The sequence below is a fragment of the Polyangium sp. 6x1 genome, from assembly GCF_029946515.1.
Taxonomy (GTDB): Bacteria; Myxococcota_A; Polyangia; order Polyangiales; family Polyangiaceae; genus Polyangium.
Window position 1 is genome coordinate 49,758 of the sequence record NZ_JARZHH010000062.1, and the last position, 21,135, is coordinate 70,892.

A 21,135-nucleotide genomic window follows, 5' to 3' on the forward strand; every position below is an offset into this window, starting at 1 on the left:
GTGAGCGCTCAGGGCAGAAGCCCACGGAGCGCCGCGGCAAGCGCGGGCGCCGCGTCAGGCAAAGGCCCGCGGCACGCACGACGCGCAGCGTCGAAGAGAGCTTCGGGGCGCGATAACGCAGCGCGCGCTTCCGCCTCGTCCGCGAGCCGCACGCCAAGGCCGATCGCCTCGACGTCGAGGGCGAGGCGCACCGATTCGGGGCTTTCGTGCAGCGGGAAGACGGCGAGCGGTACGCCGGCGATGGCGGCCTCGGCGAGGGTCGAATACCCGGCTTTCGCGAGGACGAGGTCACAGGCGCCGAAATAACTCTGCGGGTCGGGCGTGATCGCGGGGAAATGGACGAGCGGGCCGCGCCGAGGAGGATCGGCGGCGTGGGAAGGCGCGAGGAGCCGTACGCCCGAGGCGGGCGCGGCGGCGGAGAGGACGTCGTACAGGACGACGTCGAGGCTGCCGCCGAGGCCGAGGCCGAGGAGGAGGTCGCCGTCGGAGACGCCGAGCTCGCGGCGGACAGCGGCGCGATCGCGGCGCGGGTGGCGCGCGAGGACGCCGTCGATGTCGTGAATGGCGGAGAGGCCCGCGAGCGGCATTGCGCCGAGGCGAAGGCGATACCCGAGGCGGGCGCGGGCATACGCGTCTCCGAGGATCGCGTCGAGCTCGGCGCCGAATCGCCCCGCGTACATGTCGAGCCAGGTGAAGTTCGAGCAGACGACGGCGGGGATCCGCGCGCGCTCGGCGGCGAGGATCGCGGCGGCGGGGACGTCGGCGACGACGAGCGCGGCGCCGAGGGACACGAGGCGCTCGGCCTCGATCGCGACGAGGCGGGGGAGATCGGCGCGCCACGCGGCGAGGGCCTCGCGGGAGCGGTCGAGGTCGAAGTCGAGGGCGCCGGGGCGCGGGGCGAGGCCGGGATCGAGCGAGGCAAACGCGACGTCGACGGGCGCGGGGAGGAAGGGCAAAGCGGCGCGGATCATGGGCGCGGCGGCGCCCGCGCAGAGCGTGACGGGGGCGACGTCCTCGGCGAGGCGCGACGCGAGCGCGAGCATGCGGGCGGCGTGGCCGAAGCCGTGATCGGAGGCGTAGACGACGATACGAGCGGGGGGCGCCTCGGGCATGGCCCTCTGGTAGCGCAAAAGCGCGCGGCGGGGGCGGGCTTTGTGATAAGAGCGGATGCATGCGCCTCTCCGACGTGCTCCCCGTGCTGGAATCGATCGCCCCTCTCCGGCTCGCCGAGGGCTGGGACAACGTGGGCCTGCTCGTCGGGGATCCGGCCGCGGAGATCCGCGCGGCGCTGCTCTGCATCGATTACACGCCCGGCGTGGCCGCGGAGGCGCGCGAGAAGGGCGCGGAGCTCGTGTATTCGTATCACCCGCCGATCTTCGAGGCGATGAAGCGCGTGGTCGCGCCGGGGCCGATCTTCGAGGCGATCCGGGACGGGATCGCCATTTACTCGCCGCACACGGCGCTCGACGTGGCCGAGGGCGGGACGAACGATCTCTTGGCCGACGTGCTCGGCCTCGGCCGCGGGCTGCCCGCGCGCCGGCCGATGCGCGCGCCGGGCGCGAAATTCGGACCGGCGCCGGAAGGGGAATCGCTCGGGCTCGGGCGCATCGGCGAGCTCGAAGCGGCCGTGCCGCGCGAGGAGCTGCTGGAACGAATCAAGCGCGGCCTCGGGATCGAGGCATTGCTCGTGGCAGGGCCGACGACGGGGCCCGTGCGCACGGTGGCGGCGAGCGCAGGCGCGGCGGGCGCAATGGTGGAGGACGCGCTCGGGCAAGGAGCAGAGCTCTACCTGACGGGCGAGATGCGGCACCACGACGCGCTGCGGGCGGCGAAGCTCGGAATGACGGTCGTGTGCGCGCTGCATTCGAACAGCGAGCGGGCCGTGCTGCCGCGCATTCGGGAGCGCATTGCCGGTGCGCTGCCGGGGCTGCCCGTGTTCGTGAGCGGGGCGGATCGGGATCCGTTCGTGGTGAGGTGAGGAGGGAAAGCCGGCGGCTTTTCGTGCAGGGGTCCCAAAGCGACTTCCCCTCGTCGAGCGCCGCAGCAGCGCGCATTTCCGATTGACGCCCGCACGTCCCTGGACAAACCAGCGGACGCATGCCCCCCTCGAACCCCGTCGCTCCCTCCCCTCCCCCCGCCGGCTGGACACAGACGAACGTCGACGGCGGCTTCCTCCGCTTTCACCGCGACACCGGCACGCTCGTCCTCCGCCGTGGACCCTCCACCGCCCACGTGCGAAAGCGCGCCCCGCGTATCCTCCAGATCGGCCTCCTGACCGCGTGCAACCTCCGCTGCGGCTTCTGCTATCGCGACAAGAACGCGAGGAGCTTGCTCGACGCCCCCTTCCTGCTCGACCTCCTCCAGAAAGCAGCGGCGTGGGGCGTCCTCGAAGTCGCCTTCGGTGGCGGCGAGCCCTTGCTCTTCAAGGACTTCGTGCCCCTGCTGCGAAACCTCCGCGAAACGACGCCGCTCGGGCTCGGCTTCACGACCAACGGCACCTTCCTGACCGACGCCGTCCTCACCGAGCTCCGCCCGCTCGTCTCCGAGCTCCGCGTCTCGGCGTACCCGGACAACCAGTACCGCGCCACCCTGCGACGGCTCCGCGGCTTCCGCGTCGGCCTCAATGTGCTCGTCACCCCCGCGAACGTGGGCCTGATCGAGCCGCTCGTGCAGGACAGCCTCGCAGCAGGCGCGAACAACGTCCTGCTCCTCGGATACAAGGGCCCCGATCCCTCGCTTCATCTCGCGGAGAACGACCTCACGCTCCTCCGCCGCGCGCTCCGCCGGCTCGAAGGCCTCCCCGTGCGCTTCGACGTCTGCCTCGTGCCCCACCTGCCCGATGTCCCCAAGCTCTTCGATCTCCCCGATTGCGGGGCCGGGGACGAGTTCCTCGCGATCACCCCGGATCGCGCGGTGCAGGTCTGCTCCTTTCAGCAGCGCCGGATCCCGTTCGACACGTTCGAGGACCTCCAGCGCATCTACACGGAGATGCGCGCCGAGCGCCCGCACGCCGAGGTGCGCGGGTGCACGCGCGGGCTCTTTTCGGCGCGCGCGCAGGAGGTGCCGCGCGAGGAGACGGCGTGGGTTTGGCGCGGGTTCGCCAGCAACAACAGCGGCAGTTGGATCGTGGTCGCACGCTTCTGCGACGAGGAGGCGGCGCGGCGGGCGGCGAAGGAGCTCGCGGAGGTCGCGCGGGCGCACGATGCGTATCTGGGGAGCCTGGGCGCGGAGCAGTGGCGCGACCACGAGGGGGGCGAGCCGCTCGCATACCTTCCCTCGCCGCCGCTCCGGGCGTTCGGCGAAGCTCATGGCGTCGATTGGAGCGGCAAGGATGCGGGGATGAACTGGGAATCGATCGGCGAAGGTGGCCCGGCGCTCTCCGCGAGGACGATAGGCCATGCCGTCGTCGTGTACCATCCTTATTGCCTCACGTTGCCGGTAAAGCAGATTCGAGAGTTTCTGGCCGGCGCGGGCGCGACCGAGCTCGATCAGATGTACAACGGGGCCATCCCGCTACGTATCTCGGCGCGTGGTCGAAACCGGAAGGCGGAGCGGGCCCTCCAGGCGTATCTCACGGAGAAACGGAAGACGCCGCCTTGGGGAGCGAAGTGCAAGGATCCCGCGCTCGAAGGCGACGAGGACTGTGATGCGACGCTGGACTCCTTCACCGACGCGCGCGTGGAGAAAGAGGAGGGATCGGTCGCGCTCGACCTCCCCTTCCGGAATCCGCTCGCGGGGGCGCTCGCGGTGACCGCGTGGCTGCGCGCGCAGGGCTACACGGACATCGAGGCGTCGGTGCATGCCAAGTGGAAGACGATGGACGGGCTCCTGAAGGTGCTAGCGGAAGAAGAGGCGGAATTCCAACGCATCAAGGAGCGCTGGGAGGAGCGTAAGAAGGATCCGAATTTCAACCCCTTCGAATTTTGGCTGGGTGAGACCGCAAATGAGGACGGCGAGGACGAGGGGTAGCGAGCGCGGCAGACCTATTCGTCCACAACCTGGATCGGGATCCAGTCGAACCCGGTGACGCCTGCGCCCTGGAAGATGCGCCAGATCTTCGGGGTGACGAGGAACATGGGGTACGGGAGGACGGAGTCGTAAACGTCGCCGTTGAACTTTACTTCGCCAAACCATTCCCAGGTCACGTTGACGTCGCGGCTATCGGCGACGTCCGCCGCGCGGTACACGAGACGGGTGGGGAATTTGCTCGGCGTGAGGAAGCTGCTCCGCCCGCAAGAGCATGACTTGTAGGGTTGGATCCCGGTCGAACGCGGCGACATGCGAGGCAGCGTGTGCGTCGCGCAGAGCTGCCGCCACGGGAGCTGAAAATGGCCCCGCTTCTCGAACGCCGCGAAGACACCCCGGAAGGAGATCCCCGTGGCACCGCTCTCCGCGAGCGCGCCGGCCAGCTTTTCGTCGACGAGGATGTCGTTGTAACAGGTATGTATCGTGCGTTTCGCCTCGAGGAGGTGGAGACTTTCTCCATCGACCACCATCGCGGATGTCTGCCGTGCTCCTGCGCCGCAGAGCTTGCACGCCTCGGACATGTCGTACCGGGTCCCCACCCGCGGACCCGCGAAAATACCATCCAGGATGCTGTGGGCGGCCATGAGGATCAGGCGCGCGGCTTCGAGCTCGTCATCGGTGAAGCAGTCGTAGCGCGATTCCCACCAAGCTGTGATGCCGCGCTCCTCGAGGACGCTCAAGAGTCGGTGCACGCGTTCGTCCGTCTCGTCGAGCGTGATGGTCGTGGTATCCGCCACCTCATCGAAGACGGCCACGTCAGAACCGCAGCCCGAAGGTCCGAGGATCGTCAGCGGTCCTCCCGGGATGCGGAAGTTCATCATCCAGATTCGGACCTCGGTCCTCATATCGTGCCTCGATGTCTCATGTTACTTCCCGAAGTACGGCTTGATGGCATTGAGCCAGTGCGGAAAATCCTTATATGCTTCCTCATAAACCTTCCATAGGTCACCGACGCTATGGATGTCCGGTTTGGCGTTTCTGAACAGGGTGTTGAACCTACGGTGCTCCGCCACCGTCAAGATCACCGACGGAATCTTGTCAAGCTCTTTTGTGATCCCCAGGTCCCGCGCCATCGCCTTCTCCAAAGTACGAGATCGACCCGATCGAGCTAGAACCCACGGGAAACGAGGATCTTTCAGTCGGTCCACCCATGGCGATCGGAGAGGCTAACCCCGCGATTCCTGGTAGCGTGACAGAATCCCGACAAGAACGCGAGGGGCCCGCGGCTCCCCCGACGAACCCCTTGGACGCCGCTACCGCGGCCCTCCGGACAGCCCTGGACGCGTCAATCAAGGCAGGCGACGTCGAAGGGGCGAGGCGCGCTATGCGAGCGCTAGACGCTCTGCTCGGCGAGCCCCCGACGACTGGCCAGGATGCGCCGGCATCGGGCGTCAAGAGCACGCGCAAGGGGCGCAAGGCGTAGGCCGCGCCCGTGGCCCCGGGCGAGCGCGTGAGGCTCGCCCGGGCGCCTCTTCCCCGTCCAGGCTCGAAAGCCCTACCGCTTTGGCTCGCGCCGCTACCGTGAGAGCTCGGCCAAGGTGGGCTGCGTCCCGTGGTTGCGAGCCCAGCATATCGCATGGTAACCCAGGGGCGACCAGCACGGCGGGCGGCCGGTTTGACGGCTCGCCCATTGAACCGCGTTCGTTACGAGCGGCATATACGCGGCAGCCACGCCGCACACGGCCAATCGAGCATCGCCATTGAACACCCGCCCCCGTGCCAGGAATCGGCGACCGCGGTAGCAATCGGCGAAGAGATCCAGGAGCCTCGGGTCGCGTCGGCCTCGTTGTGCGAATACGAGCACGAGAAACCCGAAGCGCGTGGACAAGTGGATCTCAGCCGATGTCCGCCGCTGGAATCGATGCACGAGCAGGCGCGGCAACGGCCGCGACCGCAACGCCGACGTGACCAAGGAAGAGGGAGCCGGAAGCGGAATGCTTACGCCGAAGTCTTCCGCAGTCGGGGATATGCGGTTTTCCATGAAAACGCGAGCGTTACTCATGACCGAGACGGGCGACGCGTGGACGAGGGAACGGGCGGATCGCTGCGATCGGTGGACGGCGCGGTGGAGACGGGCCCGGACTGCGGAACCCCCGAGATCGGCCCCGACGACGGCGGCAGATCGTCGGCCTTGACCTCGACGTCGCGCAAGTCGTGGTTGTCGTTCAGGCAATGCCAGTAATCGGCGCCCCCGTAGAAGCATCGGACCACGGCACGGATGAGCCGCTGCAACGGTCCTTGTGCAATCGCTCGGCCCGCAATCGTCCGCGCCCGATTCCGCACGTTGTCGGAATTGGGGATGTCACCGGGCGCGATCTTCTCGCGTCGCAAGAGGCCCGGTCGGTCCGTCAGAGCGTCGTGGAAGAATCCTGCGAAGTGCAGATCCGGCCGCTCCTGCAAGAACACGAGAAAGGCCGTTCGGCCGTCGATCTCGTAGGGAATCTCGACCATGATCCGGCCGTCGGGGTAGTAGTGGATCCTGGCATCGTTGTTTTCTTGCTTTTTCACGCTATTACCTTCCTCGTGCAAGCGCCTTGCGGGCGCTGGACAATCGTTTCCAAGCGGTAGCGCGCGAGGTTTCGAGCCTGCGCGCTATCTCATCGATCGAATAGCCTTCGAGGTGGAGCCGCAGCGCGGCGCGCTCGCCGGGCGGCAGCCGCCCGGCGCGGTCGCACCATTCCGCAAGCGCGGCGCGCTCCTCCGGCGAGGGGGAAGGATCCGGAGCTTCCTCGATGCGCCCGGGGCTCGTCGTCACCTCGACATGCCAGCGGTGGAGCCTGCGATAGTTCGCGGCGTGCCCAAAAGCGATCCGCCGGAGATAGTCGGTCGGCCGCTTGATAGGTACGCCCTCGGCTACCCGCCGCGCATACGTGGCGAAAACCTCGTGCAGCACATCGGGCGCGTCGACCTCACGTACGCCGCACCGGAGCAGCGCCACGATTAAACGCTCCCGGCATTCGGCGTAGACGTGTCCTATCCCGCTCGCGCCCGGTGGGCGCTCGGGTCCTTTGCGCTGCATTGTGCATCGCTCCCGGACCGCGTGGGGCGGCCTGAGCTAGATTTACGAGCGCTCGCGTGGCGAGTTCAAGCCATTTTAGCGCAGGACGAACGTTTTTCTTGGCACATTATCATACGGGAATGATATGGCGTCACGCGCCACAACGGCTTTGATCGCGCATATTCACGACGCACGAACGGGCCGCATCGGGGCAATTGACAGATATTTTTCCGACGGATATCCGGCCCGCTGGCCCTCCCCTGCTACGCCGAGGAGGCTCACGAGGCACGGACGGGGGAGGCGGATGGGATGGCGGCCCTCGCCTGCATGACAGACGGAGCCTCGCAGGGCACAGACCGGCGAGGTGGACACCGGCTACCCCGGGGCCGTAGGACCTCTCAAACCGTTACCGACGCGGGGGCGTAATCAACGGCGAGAGACGCGCGGCGACTCACAAGCAGAAGTCAAGGCGCAGAGAGGTGATCTCCAGTGCGCGTACACGCAGCTACTTGAGCTGCACGCCTTGAAGTTGCGCGATTCGTACGATTTCTCTGCGAAATCGATCTCGATCCAGATTACACCGTAGGGCAACACCCATCACATCGACCATATCACCGATGACTCCACTGAAGTCGTGATCGCGCCATGGAGCCCGCGTGATCTCGCGGTAGGGGCTTGCGGCATAACTGAGATAGCTGTCATTGTCAAGATCAAGGTCCGGCCAGCCCTCGCCATAGTAAACTACGACGGGCGGGACGTCGATCTGTCCTGCGCTTGCCTCGTGGATCTTCCCGGCGGTCAGGTCGATCAACGCACGCTTCCCACAGTGCTTGGCCTCGATGATCAGGTGGAGCGACGATGCCGGAAACGAAACCCCGGTTTTCCATTCCTCAAAGGCGGGCGGAGGCTCGTCGCCAGGTTCGGTATGTGAACAAAACCATTCGTATGCACTCTCGGCAGTGTGACCAAGGGCGTGAACGTAGCCTTGTTCGCCCGCGCGCGGATTGCCGGCGACGACGACACACGGGAGCGGTCTCGCGTCTATCCGATGCTTCTTGAGAGCTCCAACGCCCCCCATCGACGCCTCGATGCAGTGAGCCAGGTCTGCGTATCTTGCAGCCATACACCACGGCGACGCCATTGCCAGGGCTGTGACCATTCTTTCGAGATACGTCATAGTGTTATGCCTTGGAATAATGTCGAGATACTGTAACATGGATGGCAAGGCGGCGCATCCACCGCAAATGGGGGTAGAGGCAACGGCCGATGCGGGGTGAGACGGGCCCCTCGCCTGCTACCTCACCGAAAGGCGGAGGGGCGCATCGGACGGGCGAGCGGCCCCGCGGAACGTGAGCCGATCGGGCACCTTGCAGGCGACCGCGCCGCACGTGCGCGAGGTCACGCCCCGTGGCTGGTTCAGCGCTCGACGTTGTTTGCCGCACGGATGCGAGCGTTTCGGCGTTCGTTCTCGCGTTGCAGGTCCGTTTACGCGGCGTTTCGTCGGGGCTCGCGCCCGTGGCGCTTGGCCTGTAGAGCATCGAAACGGTCGGCGATCTGCGGACCGAGCGAAGGATCGGGGATCACGGAGTAGACGGCCTCGACAAGATCGGCCACGGCCCCGTCAAACTCGGGGTGATGCTCGATCGATCCCGCCTGTTCGAGCCTGGCGAGCGTCGAAAGAGCGGTGATCCGCTTCCCTTCCAGCGTCGCGATCTGCGCGGGGGAGAGCTTGCCCGTCTGTAGGATTTTCGTCAGCCGTGCGACGCTCGCCCGCAGCTCCTCCGCGGTCGTCCCCAGGACGGGCGGCGCATCGCGCGGGGCATCGGACGGCGGCGGCGCTTCCGCTTCCGTGCGCGGAGCATCGGAAAGCGGCGCCTTCCCCTCGCCGGTACGTGTCCACCAGGACCACGCGATCGGGGGGATGTCTGCCAGGGCTTCGAGCTTTTCGAGGTACGGCGCCGCTGGCGTTCGGCCTTGTTTCCAGCCCGTCAGCAGGCCCGGACTACACCCGAGACGCGCAGCAAGCTCCCGGTAGCCCGTGGTCCCTCGCCACGCGTCAAGGCGCGTCCAGCCGACGGAAACCCACCCCTCGCCGGGGCATGACGTGGCGAACCTGGCACCGTCCGGAGCGTCGAAGCGAACCATGGAAACAGTGTGCTCCGCTGCGTCGTGAACGTCAAACGGAGCTGTTCATGGTTCACCGACTACTGACTGAACCCCTCGCACTGGCAATCGGGAGCGGAGCATGCGGGATGTGGCGCCGCGTCGTCGCGACGGTCTTGGACGGTGTGATCATTACAACCATGCCCGCAGGCGCATGCCTGGGTACAAGCAGACTCATCCTCTCCGTGTTGGCATTTCTCGGATTCGTCGTTCTGCGGTAGCTGTTCTTGCGCAGCGTCACGTTCATCAGCGTCAGCGAAGTTTCCCATCGTTTCCCTCATATATCGCGGCCGGGATCGATCGAAAAAAAAAGCGACGTGCTCTCTCGTAACCCCGGCCCTCGACCCGCCCCTCGCCGATGATGACGTCGGGGCCATCGAGGCGACCGGCGCCCTCGACCCCGCGGACCTCGACCCCGGCGCCCTCGACCCGCCGGCCCTGCGTTCCCCGTGGTCCCCGGCGTTCCCCGGCCGGCAGGACCGCGAGCGGCGGCGCGAGCAGGGCGATGCCCTCGGGCCCGAGGTCGACGCCACCTCGACCCCGCGGACCTCGACCACGACGAGCTCCCGGCCGATGCCGCCGACGTGAGGCACGACGTCCAGGACCACGGCGATCACCTCGACTCCGCACGGCGGGAAGACGACGGCGAGGAAGGCGGGCTCGCGAGCGGCAACGCCGGCCCCGGCCCTCGACCCCGGCGACGTTTCCGCCGTTCACCACGATCCCGGCGCGCCTCGACCGTCGCGCGAAAGTCGCCTCCCTTGCGCCCGACGAGCCCCCGCACTGTTCGCGGAGGCCGATCTGCGAGGCCCAGGCCGATTTTCTCGGTGATCTATCTATTGCCCGGCATTGGGTGGATGACACCTCGAAAATCCCCCAAGCCCAGCCCCCGCCACCACCGACCCCGCCGATGGAATCGTCGCCTGCGCACGGCGTTGCTCTGGCTGCCGATGCTCCTGATGACGCTGCTTCATGGCCCATCCGAGCAGGTCCTGCCGGCCCGAGGCGCGTGGCCCGACGAATTCCAGGCCCCAATACCGGCCCCGAAATGCGTTCGTCCGCCCGACGCCTGCCGCCCTCGATGCCCTCCACCGCAGCGAGCTCCGCGCATCGGGACGTCTCGACGTGATCAGCACGGACACAGCGATGTGCACGGACATGGACAAGGCCCCGCTCGTCCTCGACCGACATCGCCGCCGCGAGCGCGCAGAGCTGCACCAGGACGGTGACCGCGACGTCGCCTTCGAGGCGACCGGCGCGCTCGACCCGGCGACGCTCCCGCGCAGGCCCGGCGTTCCCCGTGTTCCCCGGCGTTCCTCAGCCCGCAGAAACGCGAGCCGCGAGCACGACCAGGGCGATGCCCTCGGGCCCGACACGAGCGCCACCTCGACCTCGTCACGCAGGGCCGCGACGAGCTCCCGGACGAAACCGTCTCGCGATGGCGACGGCGCACCGAGGACCACGGCGCTCCGCTCGACCCGCCGGGCGAGAAGAGCGGCGAGGAAGGACGTGCTCGCGAGCGGCAACATCGGCCCGGCCCCGGCATCCCCCGGACCCTCGACGCCGACAGGACGATGCTCTGAGCATGGCCCCGAGGGCCCCCGAAGCGAGGAGCACGGCCACGGCCACGCCGCTCCGCTTGCCACGGCAGGACGAGCTAGAGCGACGAGGGGAGCGTAGAAGCCGGCATGTGGCCCTCGCGGAGCGGGTTTGGAGCGACGTACATGTCCAGGCCTTCGAGCCCGCGCCGGTTCCTAACGCGCGCAGCCCTGGTTCGTGTCAACGCAGTACGTCCCGTTCGGGCAGCACCACTTGCTCGTGCCGTTGGTGCAGCAGAACCGCTGATCGCCACAGGTGTCGCTGCACGTCCACGCGGACGCCCGCGTCGCGCTGTCCATGATAGCCGAAGTCTCCGCCTTCGCCTCGATCTCGAACGACGTCTTCGCTTCCGTCGACGGCCCGATAGCCAGCGCCGCTGTGGGCAGCGCCATGATCGCGACCGTTCGGAAGAGGCCTTTGATGTTCATGAATGTTGCTCCTTCCTTCGTTGATCCAGCGTTACCGGCAAGTGAAGCCCTGCCCCGGGCGCAACACGATGAGGCCGCCGGGCGTGACGTTTACTGTCGCGGCGGCGACGACGCGCCCACTCTCGGAGATCACGATGGTGATCGAGCCGTACGCAACACCCCGGTAGACGGTGTCGGGGCCCTGCTGTCGGTCGAAGACGACGAGCCCGCAGATCGGGGGGTGGTCGGCCTGCGCCGGGCCGGAGAACGTAAGGGTCGCGATCGTCCCGACCGCCAGCCTTGCGGCCACGAGATACTTTCGGATGTTCATGGCGCCCCTGTCCCCTGGATGAATTCTAGTCACGACATTCGTGTCTATTCAGATATACGGCATCATGGATCTCAATAGCCATGAAATCAAGGAATCTTGCGTCCCTCGGTGGGTTGTGCGCTTTCAGGGAAATGAACCGCCATTCCGCCCCGCGCATGGAAGCTGTCCCCAGCGCACCGGACGCTGCCGTATCCCCCCTACAGCGTGATGATACCGAGCTTGCGCCTCGAGGAACGGCCCGGCCCTCGTCCCCTTCGCCGTCCCCGACGTTCCCGACGTTTCCGCGCCGCGCCGGCCGTCGCGCGAAAGTCGCCTCCCTTGCGCCCGACGAGCCCCCAAACTGTTCGAGGCACCCTCGCGACCCACGTCCCTCGCAATGGTTCGTCCGAGCGTAACGCCGGCCCTCGACCCCACCTCGCCGGGGATGCCTCGGGCCCATCGACGCGCCTTCGCGCTCGACCCCGCGGCCCTCGACCCCGGCGACGCTCGCGAGCAGGCCCGGCGTTCCCGGCGTTCCCAGGCGTTCCCCGGCCGGCAGGAACGCGAGCGACGGGCAGGACCAGGGCGATGCCCTCGGGCCCGAGGTCGACGCCACCTCGACCCCGCGGCGCAGGGCCGCGACGAGCTCCCGGGCGATGCCGCCGACGTGGGGCACGACGTCCAGGACCACGGCGATCCACCCTCCGGTAAGAATGCTCGTGTTCCTGCTCGCCACGCCCTTCTTGGCATGCCAATGCGTTGTGGCTATATACGGCGTATCTATTGCGCTCGCGTGCGTATCCCCGCGGTGCCCCTATTCCCGCGCGGCGAGAGGTCGCGCGAGGCCCTACGATGCTGCGAGCGTCAGCCAGTTGCGGCCAAAGTTCTCCTCGCTAAGAAGCTCGTCAAAACGCCGCAGGAGTAGCAGCGGCACCGGCGAGCTCGGAAGCCGCCCGCGCCAGCCGTCGAGGGCGGCAAACACGTCGACCGGATCAGCCGTTCGCAGCACCGCCAACGCGTTAGCCCGCGCGTCTAGGGCCCAGGCGGCCTGCGCGGGTGTCAGCAACCACGCGAGGTGACCGCCGAGTGGCAGCTCGATCCGTGCCACCGCGCTCCATCGGGCCTTGTCGGCGAGGTAGTCGGCCAGCACGGCCGACCGGTTCACGCACGTCGTCAAAAACGCCTCAAGAGGTGCTGGAATGACGGGCCGGTGTCGGAATGTGACGTACGTCAGCCAGGTGGTCGAGCCGTTCCTTACGAACGGCCGGCCATTGTCGCTTCCGCCATTGATCTCCGCCTTGGCTTGAAACAGCGCCAGCAACATATTGTATAGAAGACGCCAGTACGAACCCGGCTCCTCCGACGGTGCGAAGTATTTCACCAAGAACGCTTTCGGCTCGTCGGTCGGCACGCCGAGCGCACAGAAGTCGTTGAACACGCGGCGGAAGACGTCGCCGTCGGCGCCAGCGAAGGGAACGACGCTCCATCGTGCTGCGGCTGCGAAATCGTCGCGCGGCCCGACGTACGGTAGCCCAGTGAACAGCAGCCGGAACGGCTCGTCGGGGTGCAGGGCGTCAAGCCGGTCCAGCACCGTCTCCCGCGCCGCGTCGGCGACGTTATGCCGATTGAGCTCAGCCTCGACCTGCTGCCGCAAGTCGAGCAGGTCCGCGTACAAGCGCTCGTCGAGCCGCGGCCGCAGGAGGTCGCTGATGTCTTGATAGAGCCATCCCTCGTCGTAGTAGTACGCGAGCGCTTCGTTCCGCACTTGAAGCACGTACGCGGCGCGCTTGGCCGGCGCGTACCTCACGCTCCGCCCCGCCGCCTGCATGAGCCGAATAAGGCTATCGCTCGGGTACGTGACGACGACCGCATTGATCGTCGGATCGTTGAACCCCTCTAGCAGCATGTCGGCGCAAACGAGGATGGCCTGCGGCTTCAGCCGGAACTCCTTCAGGAAGGTGTTGGTCGGTACGCGCAGCGAGTTCTCGTCCGACACGACGAAGCCGACGTCATCGTGGTCGAGACGGTGGTTGTCGTATTGGGCGAGTGCATCTAGCAACGCCGCGTAGAACTCCTTGACCTTGGCGATCGTCGACGCCACGACCAGCGTCTTGACGTAGGGCCCGTCCGCCCTGGTGATAACCTCTTCGGCGAGCTCACGAACAGCGTCGGGCTCCCACGCGAAATCGGCTACTGGGAACGGCTCGAAGCGCGGCATCAGGATGACGCCGCGGTCGGCCAGCTCGCGATACGTGATCGCGTAGCCGATCTCGTCGATTTTGATTGGAAGTCCATCCGTTCGGTTCGGCGTCGCCGTGAGGAACAGCCCGCGTAGCGGCCGTGGCGTGTCGAAAACCGGGGCATACGAAGCGGCGGCTGCGTGATGCGCCTCGTCGACCACGACGAGCACTGGCGCGATCGCCCGCAAGTACTCGTCGAGTTGGCTGATCATGCGGAAGTCGACCCGGTCAAAGAGCAGGGGCGGGGAGTCGCCGGCCCGCCTCAGCTCATCGAGCTCCTCCTTCGCTTGGTTGAGCAACTCGATGCGGTGAGCGACCCACAAGACGCGGGCGTCGACGGGCGCGGCCGCGAGCTCCTCCAACACGAGCCGCAGGGCGGTCCGTGTCTTGCCGCCACCGGTCGGGATGATAAGCCCGATTTTGCGGCCCGGCGCCCGCGCGAGGCAGCGCCGGCAGGCTCGGATCGCGTCGTCCTGAAAGGACCAGTCCGGCCGGCGGACGTCGTCGACCGATTTCGCATCGTGGACCGGGGCGGCTGCCGCCCCGTGCGCGGGCGCGGTGGTCGGCGACGCCATGCCGTCCACGCGACCGGCCTCGACGAGTATGTGCCGGACGACCGCGGCGGGAAGGCCGAGGTTACTGGCGAGCTCCGCGGCCCCATCCGGCCCGACAACGTCGCCCGTCCGGGCGAGCACACGTCCGCGGACGTCATCGACGAACTGCGCTGTCGTGGTGGGGTCCGGGTCGTCCCCCACCGCGGCCGCCGCCGACTCGATCGCGACGAACGTACGGTCGTTCAGGGCTCGCCGTGCATCCTCGGACAAGAGCGCATGGACGCGATTCGGGTGGATCTTCGGCGTCCCCTCCAAGCGGGCGTCGTTGAGCAACTCGGTCAGCGCATGGACACTGCGGGCGCGGAAGAAGAGCGGCACCAGCCCATCGCGCACGAGCCGACGCACCGGCGGCTCCCAGATCACGCGGCGGACCATCAGCGAGCGTCCTTCGCCCCGCGCCCGCGGTGGCGATTTCGGACCTTGATCTCCTCGCGCAGGCTCTCGACCTCATCGGCAAGCTGCTGCAGCAGCGGGGCGAGGAAGTCCGCGGAGTCGCGCACGGTCTGCCGCTCCATCTGTCGGAACTCGCGGATGAGCCGCTCGATCACCGTCACCGGCGATTGCTTTGCCTGGTGTGTTCGCCACTCGGCTTCGACAATCCGCATGGGCGGCGCGGTGTCCGGATTTTCTGTGTCGAACTCGAGGGCAAAACTCGAATGGCGCTCCCGGTCGTACTTCTGCATCTGGTCCCAGATGAGCAGGTTCTCATGGCGGTAGAAAATATTATCGCTGTCCTCAGCCTTGTTCGGCCGGGGCTTGGCGAAGACCCACTTGAAGAGCGCAGTTTCGCCCATCGCGGACAGGTGAAGCCCGTCGTCGGCCATTCCAAACTTCTGCCGCAGGAACGGCTTTTTGACGATGAGCTCGAAGAGGTAGAAGTCCTCCTCCTCGAAACTCTCGCCCGAGGGCAATTCGGTCGTAAACTCCCGGCGGAAGTGGCTGAACGTCGCCGCCGTCTGGATCATTCGCTTCGTGGCGAGGTCGCTGAGCGAGACCTCCGCTGCAAGCGCTTCGACGAGCTGTTGGTCGAGCCGGAGCTTTTGCCCAGGGAATCTCGACCGGAACAGCGCCTCGTACCGGTTGTGAACGTACAACCCCTGGGCGTAATTCTTCCATTCCTTGACGCCCGCAAGATGACGCACGCCGGTGATACGCGGAATGATCGCCTCGAGCTCCTCGCGCGTATCGGCCTTCACTGGAACGACTCGGATCTCGTCGGTGTCTGCGACGATCTGCTCGAGTTGCTTTACCCGGTGGGTCTGCTCTCGGAGGTCCTCGGCGGTGAAGCTGCGAGGCTTGGCCTGCATGTCGGCAAGCCGCTTGCGCTCTTTCTTGAGTCGAGTGACGCGAAGCCGGCGCAGCGCGGTCGTACGCCGGTTGCCTTCGATGACGATGTTGCACTTCGGGTCATCGGGGTGGGACCAAACGACGATGGCATCGAGCCCCACCCAGCCTTGGCCCAAGATCGCGGCCTCGAGCGGGTCGGTGTCGTATTTCTTGGCGATGAGGTCTTCCAGCTCGCGCTGGACCTCCGACTCTGTGAGAACCGCCACGTCGTCGTAGCCCGGCGGCTCGGTCGGTGCGATGCGAGGATTGTTCGGGTCCAGGAACAGGGAGGTGAACGGCACGTGCTTGGGAGTCTTCAGGCAGTCGAGGTTCTTCATGAGGTCGGCCCCTTCTACCACACGCAGCGCCGCCGTGTGCCACAAAAATGAAACGCGTTTGTTCTTGTTCCATTTTTGTGCATCGGGTCGTAAGCCCCGAACGTGTTTCGGCGGCAGCTTCGCCTCGATGGTCAGGGCGTCGGATACGGCGATCGTCACGGCCTTCGGGCTCGCCCATCACGTCGGGACGTAACTCAGCATCCGTGCTCCGCCCCGATGGCGACGGCTGCTCGAGCAGTCCCACCGCGCCCAGCTCCGCCATGGCAACGACGGCGACGACCATCGCGTCGAGCTCCTCGGCCACGACGGCCATGGTGACGGCTTCCGAGGCCGCGCCGATCCGCCCGACCGGCAGCTTCGAGGAGGGGCGCACGCGCCCTCCGGGCAACGCACGCCCGGCGCTCGACCCCACCTCGTTGCGGATAACGTCGGGCACCTCGAGCAAGTCGGCGCGCTCGCGCCGCGCCGCGGGACGAAGGCGAGGTGCACGCGCTGTGGTTCCGTGGTCCTCGTCGTTCTAGGCCGCCGGCAGAAACGCGAGCGGCGGCAGAGCTCCCTGACGGATCCGAGGCTCCGTGAGCGCGCTCGACGCACCGACCATGGCGATGCTCGAGGGGCTCTGCGCCGAGCGCCACCTCAACACCGCCGCGCAGGGCCGCGACGAGCTCCCGGCTGATGACGGCGACGGCGACGGCGATGAGCTGCGCCACCTCGACGGCGACGACGCACCGAGGACCACGGCGCTCCGCTCGACCCGCCGGGCGAGAAGAGCGGCGAGGAAGGACGTGCTCGCGAGCGGCAACATCGGCCCGGCCTTGCGCCCCAGCGACGTCTCCGCCGTTCACCACGATCTCGGCGCGCCTCGACCTTCGCGCGAAAGTCGCCTCCCTTGCGCCCGACGAGCCCCCGCACTGTTTCGCGGAGGCCGATCCGCGAGGCCCAGGACGATTTTCTCGGTGATCTATCTATTGCCCGGCATTGGGTGGATGACACCTCGAAAATCCCCCAAGCCCAGCCCTCGCCGCCACCGACCCCGCCGATGGAATCGTCGCCTGCGCACGGCGTTGCTCTGGCTGCCGATGCTCCTGATGACGCTGCTTCATGGCCCATCCGAGCAGGTCCTGCCGGCCCGAGGCGCGTGGCCCGACGAATTCCAGGCCCCAACACCGGCCCCGAAATGCGTTCGTCCGCCCGACGCCTGCCGCCCTCGATGCCCTCCACCGCAGCGAGCTCCGCGCATCGGGACGTCTCGACGTGATCAGCACGGACACGGCGATGTGCACGGACATGGACAAGGTTCCGCTCGTCCTCGACCGACATCGCCGCCGCGAGCGCGCAGAGCTGCACCAGGACGGTGACCGCGACGTCGCCTTCGAGGCGACCGGCGCGCTCGACCCGGCGACGCTCCCGCGCAGGCCCGGCATTCCCCGTGTTCCCCGGCGTCCCCCAGCCCACAGAAACGCGAGCCGCGAGCACGACCAGGGCGATGCCCTCGGGCCCGACACGAGCGCCACCTCGACCTCGTCACGCAGGGCCGCGACGAGCTCCCGGACGAAACCGTCTCGCGATGGCGACGGCGCACCGAGGACCACGGCGCTCCGCTCGACCCGCCGGGCGAGAAGAGCGGCGAGGAAGGACGTGCTCGCGAGCGGCAACATCGGCCCGGCCTTGCGCCCCAGCGACGTCTCCGCCGTTCACCACGATCTCGGCGCGCCTCGACCTTCGCGCGAAAGTCGCCTCCCTTGCGCCCGACGAGCCCCCAAACTGTTCGCAGCTTTCCCGTAGATCCCGCGTGCTTTGGCGGTGTGCCGCACGAACCCTCATACTGTAACCCTCCTCTCTGTTTAGCCGGCTTCCGCCTCCGGTCCGGGGCTGTGTCGTGTTCCTGTGTTCCCGCCCCTTAAGGGGGCGGGGAACACGGAACACACGCCCCGGCCCTACCGGAACGCCAAGCGGATCACGCAGGAACACGCGGGAAACACGCAGGAACACACCGCCACACGAACCGAGCACCGAGCAGACGAAAACCAACCACGTAGGGGCACACACATCCGACCATGCCGCCGTGTTCCTCGGATCATGCAGGAACACGCAGAACCACGGGAAGAACACGCGGGAACGCGCTCCGCCAAACCTAGACTACGACCCCCGCGCGCCGGTAGCCTCCGCGCTTGACCATGAGCACCGACCCCGACCACGACGACGCCCTCTCGGATGACGCGGTGGCCGAACGGATACGCAGTGTGCTGACGCCCGAGGAGTGGGAAGCCGCGCGCGCCGCTCGCAAATGCTCGCGTCAGATACTTCACGCACTCATGCAATGGGACTGGCATGCATCTGTGCGTCAACTTGTCGCCGAAAACGTCACAGATGACGAATTGAGTCAGGCGCACGATCTGATAAGTGATGTCGTGGCGGCATTACGCACTGGTCAACGTCTCAGCCTCGCCAGAATACCGCTCGCGCTCAACGTGATGAGGGACGTCCCGGACCCGCGCGAAAAAGAGGCCATCAAACTGCGATTCCTCGCGATGTTCTGTGAATGTGCATTGACCTGGCTACACTTCGCAGAGCGCACACCAGAAAATCTGCACTGGTTTACGCCCGTTCCCGTCCTGACTGACTACGAACCCGCTTTTGCTAAGCTCGACATCGATTACTTTGACCAGTGCGTGAGATCTATTACGTGGGGCAAACGTGGTCGACATGCTAGCGGCTGGATCCGTGCTGCGGCCCAGGTGGCCGCCAGCGTCGGCGCTTTTGGGTCCGCCGAGAAGCATATGGACGAAAGCGCACGCATCGAGGCGCTCAACAATCAATTCGGCAAACTCTGGAGCACAGCCGACAGGGAACGGTTCTCCGACCCCGACCCGCGGCGGTTTCCAAAGTCCAAGTCGCCTTTGCGCAAGTAAAGTCTTACTCGCGAGGTAAGCCTTACTCACGAGGTAAGTCTTACCCGCGAGGTAAGCGTTTGTGATTGTTGGCTTATTCGCAAAGTAAGCTTTGACCGGATCTTACGCTGGGATTACTGATTAACCCCGCGTATGGGTCAGTTACTCACGAAAACCCAGCTTGCCCACGTGCTCGCCGGCATCGCCGGAACGGAGCACAAGACCGCGCTACGGTATCTCGACGGCGAGGCCGTACGGCAGACCGTCTGCGAACGGCTGGATCTCGCCAGACGTCAATGGGACGACATGGTAGCGACCTACCAGGCGAGCCAAGCGGCGCGCGCTCAACAGGGAGGCCCCGATCATGGCGCCGGTTGACCCCCTGGTAGCAGCCTTCCGACCCTTCGCCGCTGCACTTCTCGCGGCTGTTCGCGAGGAGACGGCGAAGCACGCCAAAGGTGACGAGGGGCCGCGCTACTACGACCGGAGGACGTTCCCCTGGGGTGAAAGGGCATTCGAGCGGCTCACCGGGCAAGGCAAGCTCCGGAGCTTCAAGGCGCCCGACGGGAAGACGATCCTCGTGCTGCGGGATGAGGCTCACGCGTTCATCGAAGCGCAAGACGGCGCGCGGCCCCGAGCTCCCCGCCCGCCTCAGCATGCGCGCGACCTCGCGGCGGTAGACGTAAACTCCTTGTCACCGGCGGAGGAGCACGAGCTAGCAATGCAACGGCACGCCGAACGCAACGACGGATCACGGAGGCGCAATGGGCCCGCTACTCGACGCAGCCCTTGATTGTGCCCGTAGAGGCTGGCCTGTCTTCCCGTTGCACGGCGTGTGTGTCGACGGGGAAGAGACCTCCTGCACGTGCGACGATGGGCCCAAATGCAAGCGGAAGGGACGCCACCCGCGGCATGACGACTATCTCCAGCGCGCCACGTCCGAGGAGATCACGATCCTCGGATATTGGAAGGCATGGCCGGACGCCCCGATCGGCCTTCCCACCGGCGCAGCGTCCGGGATCGTAGCCCTCGAAATCAACATCGGCGAACGAGGCGAGGAGGCGTTCGTCTATGCGGTCGAGGAGCACGGGGCGTTTCCCGACGTCCCCCGGATCGATACATCCGACGGCGTGCTGCACCTATTCGGCGCGCCACAAGAGCCGATCCAGGGCCGCGTCAAGCTGGATCGTGGCCTGCACGTACGCGGTGACGGTTCGTTCGTCGTGCTGCCGCCCTACCGGAGCGCGGACGGGACGCCGTGTGAATGGCCGACAAACGCCGGCCCGGACGCGCTGGCCCCCGCACCCTTACCCCCGTGGATGCTCGACAAGGCAATGGGACGAGCACCGACCCCACCGGAGCCGACGACAGGACAGAGCGCCGAGCCTGCCCGCGCGGAGGTGGCGAGCGCGCCAGAAGGCCCCCGGATCCAGTGGTTCGACACGCCGGACATCTTCGCGCCGTTGCCTCCGATCAAGTGGATATGCGAACGGCTGCAATGGAATCCCGGCCGGCCGAGCTTGCTCGCGGCCTACGGGGCATCTGGCAAGACGATGATCATGCAGGACGCGCTGTTGTCGCTCGCGGCAGGGCTGCCCTTATGGGATGCGGTAGACTTCACGGTCCCGGGCCCTCTACGGGTCGGGCACCTTGACTATGACCAGGGAGCATGGGCGACGAAACGCCGCTACCAGCGGCTCCTGGCCGGAAAGGGCATCGATCCCAGGGAGATCGCCTATCGGCTTCGCGTGTCGTCGCTCGCGCGGATACCGCTGACACACCCGAGCTCGGTGGACATCTTCTGCCGCGCGTTCAATGGCCTGGACTTCGTTCTCATCGACGCCTTGCGGGGTCTCATCGCTGGCGTAGATGAAAACGACTCGCGCGTGCGCGACGAGATCGATAAGCTCACTCTGATTTCGGAGCGCACTGGAGCGGCGATAGGCTTGATTCACCACCAGGGCAAACCGCGCGATAACGACAACGGAGACGCGCGGCTAGAGCGCCGAACGGTTCGATCCTCCCAGGAACTACGCGGCGTTGGCCATGTCGCTGCGACGCTGGATTACCTCAAGGTTCAGCATGGCGGCATGGCTTCTCAGGTCGAAGAGATTGTTGCGTAAGCCTCGGTAGCGGGCACGCGGCCCCTGCTTGGATGCAAGATGGGCGAGTCGGTGCTCCACGCCAACGCGTTGCCTGAGGGCTTCGCGCCCTTTGGTCGTC

Annotated in this window: 16 protein-coding genes and 1 pseudogene; 5 read left to right on the forward strand and 12 right to left on the reverse strand. The window is 66.7% G+C overall.

Annotated features, from left to right (window positions below; all coding sequences use genetic code 11):
• Nucleotides 1–8: 8 nt before the first annotated feature.
• Complete coding sequence (locus tag QHF85_RS38550; protein ID WP_281332426.1) at nt 9–1,112, reverse strand: glycosyltransferase; 1,104 nt, start codon at nt 1,110–1,112, stop codon at nt 9–11.
• A 59-nt stretch (nt 1,113–1,171) separates the two neighbouring features.
• On the opposite strand from QHF85_RS38550, the gene QHF85_RS38555 reads away from it, so the two are divergent.
• Complete coding sequence (locus QHF85_RS38555) at nt 1,172–1,978, forward strand: Nif3-like dinuclear metal center hexameric protein (RefSeq protein WP_281332427.1); 807 nt, start codon at nt 1,172–1,174, stop codon at nt 1,976–1,978.
• A 119-nt stretch (nt 1,979–2,097) separates the two neighbouring features.
• Nucleotides 2,098–3,969 carry a radical SAM protein gene (locus tag QHF85_RS38560; RefSeq protein WP_281332428.1) on the forward strand — a complete coding sequence of 624 codons (1,872 nt, stop codon included), beginning with the start codon at nt 2,098–2,100 and terminating at the stop codon, nt 3,967–3,969.
• Between the two features lie 14 nt (nt 3,970–3,983).
• On the opposite strand, the gene QHF85_RS38565 is transcribed toward QHF85_RS38560, so the two are convergent.
• From QHF85_RS38565 to QHF85_RS38610, 10 genes are all read right to left on the reverse strand, one after another.
• The gene (locus QHF85_RS38565) at nt 3,984–4,781 is read right to left on the reverse strand and encodes a hypothetical protein (RefSeq protein WP_281332429.1); all 798 of its coding nucleotides are present in this window, start codon (nt 4,779–4,781) and stop codon (nt 3,984–3,986) included.
• Between the two features lie 111 nt (nt 4,782–4,892).
• On the reverse strand, nt 4,893–5,099 hold the full coding sequence (locus QHF85_RS38570) for a hypothetical protein (RefSeq protein WP_281332430.1): 207 nt from the start codon (nt 5,097–5,099) through the stop codon (nt 4,893–4,895).
• A gap of 925 nt (nt 5,100–6,024) precedes the next feature.
• Nucleotides 6,025–6,534: a hypothetical protein gene (locus tag QHF85_RS38575; RefSeq protein WP_281332431.1), complete on the reverse strand. Its 510-nt coding sequence runs from the start codon at nt 6,532–6,534 to the stop codon at nt 6,025–6,027.
• A 4-nt stretch (nt 6,535–6,538) separates the two neighbouring features.
• The gene (locus QHF85_RS38580) at nt 6,539–7,045 is read right to left on the reverse strand and encodes a sigma-70 family RNA polymerase sigma factor (protein ID WP_281332432.1); all 507 of its coding nucleotides are present in this window, start codon (nt 7,043–7,045) and stop codon (nt 6,539–6,541) included.
• Between the two features lie 484 nt (nt 7,046–7,529).
• Nucleotides 7,530–8,201: a hypothetical protein gene (locus QHF85_RS38585; RefSeq protein ID WP_281332433.1), complete on the reverse strand. Its 672-nt coding sequence runs from the start codon at nt 8,199–8,201 to the stop codon at nt 7,530–7,532.
• A gap of 308 nt (nt 8,202–8,509) precedes the next feature.
• Nucleotides 8,510–9,169 carry a hypothetical protein gene (locus tag QHF85_RS38590; protein WP_281332434.1) on the reverse strand — a complete coding sequence of 220 codons (660 nt, stop codon included), beginning with the start codon at nt 9,167–9,169 and terminating at the stop codon, nt 8,510–8,512.
• 1,772 nt (nt 9,170–10,941) lie between these two features.
• Nucleotides 10,942–11,214: a hypothetical protein gene (locus QHF85_RS38595; RefSeq protein ID WP_281332435.1), complete on the reverse strand. Its 273-nt coding sequence runs from the start codon at nt 11,212–11,214 to the stop codon at nt 10,942–10,944.
• Between the two features lie 31 nt (nt 11,215–11,245).
• Nucleotides 11,246–11,524, reverse strand: coding sequence for a hypothetical protein (locus QHF85_RS38600; RefSeq protein WP_281332436.1), 279 nt, complete (start codon nt 11,522–11,524; stop codon nt 11,246–11,248).
• A gap of 826 nt (nt 11,525–12,350) precedes the next feature.
• Nucleotides 12,351–14,732, reverse strand: coding sequence for a DEAD/DEAH box helicase family protein (locus QHF85_RS38605; RefSeq protein ID WP_281332437.1), 2,382 nt, complete (start codon nt 14,730–14,732; stop codon nt 12,351–12,353).
• Nucleotides 14,732–16,180, reverse strand: a complete 1,449-nt coding sequence (locus QHF85_RS38610; RefSeq protein WP_281332438.1) for a hypothetical protein — start codon at nt 16,178–16,180, stop codon at nt 14,732–14,734. Before QHF85_RS38610 ends, QHF85_RS38605 begins: the two co-directional genes overlap by 1 nt.
• Before the next feature lie 2,018 nt (nt 16,181–18,198).
• Between QHF85_RS38610 and QHF85_RS38615 the strand changes: the two genes are divergently transcribed.
• The 3 genes from QHF85_RS38615 (at nt 18,199) to QHF85_RS38625 (ending at nt 21,035) form a co-directional block, all read left to right on the forward strand.
• Nucleotides 18,199–18,933: a hypothetical protein gene (locus QHF85_RS38615; protein ID WP_281332439.1), complete on the forward strand. Its 735-nt coding sequence runs from the start codon at nt 18,199–18,201 to the stop codon at nt 18,931–18,933.
• Between the two features lie 132 nt (nt 18,934–19,065).
• The gene (locus QHF85_RS38620) at nt 19,066–19,290 is read left to right on the forward strand and encodes a hypothetical protein (RefSeq protein WP_281332440.1); all 225 of its coding nucleotides are present in this window, start codon (nt 19,066–19,068) and stop codon (nt 19,288–19,290) included.
• Between the two features lie 386 nt (nt 19,291–19,676).
• Nucleotides 19,677–21,035 carry a bifunctional DNA primase/polymerase gene (locus tag QHF85_RS38625; protein ID WP_281332441.1) on the forward strand — a complete coding sequence of 453 codons (1,359 nt, stop codon included), beginning with the start codon at nt 19,677–19,679 and terminating at the stop codon, nt 21,033–21,035.
• On the opposite strand, the pseudogene QHF85_RS38630 reads toward QHF85_RS38625, so the two are convergent.
• A pseudogene (locus tag QHF85_RS38630) lies at nt 20,943–21,135 on the reverse strand (IS5/IS1182 family transposase); the annotation flags it as partial. The gene QHF85_RS38625 and the pseudogene QHF85_RS38630 sit on opposite strands and share 93 nt — an antisense overlap.